This is a genomic window from Achromobacter mucicolens, from assembly GCF_902859725.1.
GTDB lineage: Bacteria > Pseudomonadota > Gammaproteobacteria > Burkholderiales > Burkholderiaceae_B > Achromobacter > Achromobacter mucicolens.
The window spans coordinates 1-1265 of record NZ_CADIJP010000045.1; the positions used below are offsets into that span (position 1 = coordinate 1).

Genomic DNA, 1265 nt, shown 5'->3' on the forward strand with positions numbered 1-1265 from the left:
AGGCCGCCCGCGCGGCCTGTAGTGGTCTAATTTTGGTAGACACCCATTTAGGTTGAACCTAGGAGGTGAGTCATGACCAAGATAAAGCGGCGTGCCTTTACGGCTGAGTTCAAGCTTCAGGCGGTTCACATGGTTATGGACAAAGACCTTAGCGTGGCCGAGGTCTGCAAATCGTTGGGTATAGGCGAGACAGCACTGCGGCGGTGGCTGGTCCAGTACAAGGCAGATCGACTGGGCGATCCTGGTCCAGGCTTGCCGATCACGCCCGAGCAACGACGTATCCGCGAGTTGGAGATGGAGTTGCGCCAAGCGAAGGTGGACATGGAGCTGTTAAAAAAAGCCTCGGCCTTCTTTGCCCGCGAGCTCAAGTGAGCTTTGCCCTGGTGGCGCATATGCAACAGAAGGCCTATCACGTCAGCCACATCTGCCGGGTGTTGGGTGTTAGCCGATCCGGTTATTACGCTCAGCGTAGCCGACGGATACGTCCTAAGGCGTTGCGCGAACAGGTGCATGTAGCCGCGGCATTTAACGCAAGTGGATCGACGTACGGTAGCCGCCGTATCTCTCACGCGTTGCGAGCTGAAGGCATTGTCATTGGCCGCTATCGTGCGCGCACTCTGATGCGGCAGGCCTTTCTAAGACCTGTTTGGAAGCGTCGGTTCGTTCGCAACCCGATCACCGATTTAGGGCAGCCGACGTTCAAGAACTTGCTCGATCGGCAGTTCGATGTGAGCCAGCCCAACCGAGCTTGGGTGACGGATGTCACTTGCATCAATACGGCTCAGGGATGGCTTCATCTGGCCGCCGTGTTGGATCTGTACTCGCGACGTCTGATTGGCTGGGCGACATCGCCAACGACGCATACGCCCGTCGTTCGCCAAGCACTGGAGATGGCAATTCGGCAGCGCCGACCTCGACCTGGGCTCGTGCTTCACTCCGATCGAGGCTTCCAGTACGGAAGCGCGGAATACCAGGCAATTCTTGCTGCGCACGGCATCGTGTGCAGCATGAGTCGCAGAGCAAACTGTTGGGACAACGCAGTCATGGAGAGATTCTTCCTGAGCCTGAAGGTCGAACGCCTATGGAAGGCGTCCTACGCCACCCGTGCCGAGGCCCATCGGGACATCCAGGACTACATCGAGAACTTCTACAACACCCGGCGGTTGCACTCTACGTTAGGGTATCTGGCTCCGGCCACCTATGAGGCCCGCCGGCCGCGAAAACAACCGACCTAAGTGTCCACTAAAACTTGACCACGACAGCCG

1 protein-coding gene is annotated in these 1265 nt (G+C 57.9%); it reads left to right on the plus strand.

Annotated features, from left to right (window positions below):
- Window positions 1-72 precede the first annotated feature (72 nt).
- Window positions 73-1235, plus strand: a protein-coding gene (locus HV786_RS27180) for an IS3 family transposase (protein WP_175212089.1) whose coding sequence is annotated in 2 segments (ribosomal slippage) — window positions 73-343 and window positions 343-1235 — 1164 coding nt in all. Because the reading frame shifts where the segments join, the coding sequence is not laid out codon by codon here.
- The last annotated feature ends 30 nt before the right edge of the window (window positions 1236-1265 follow it).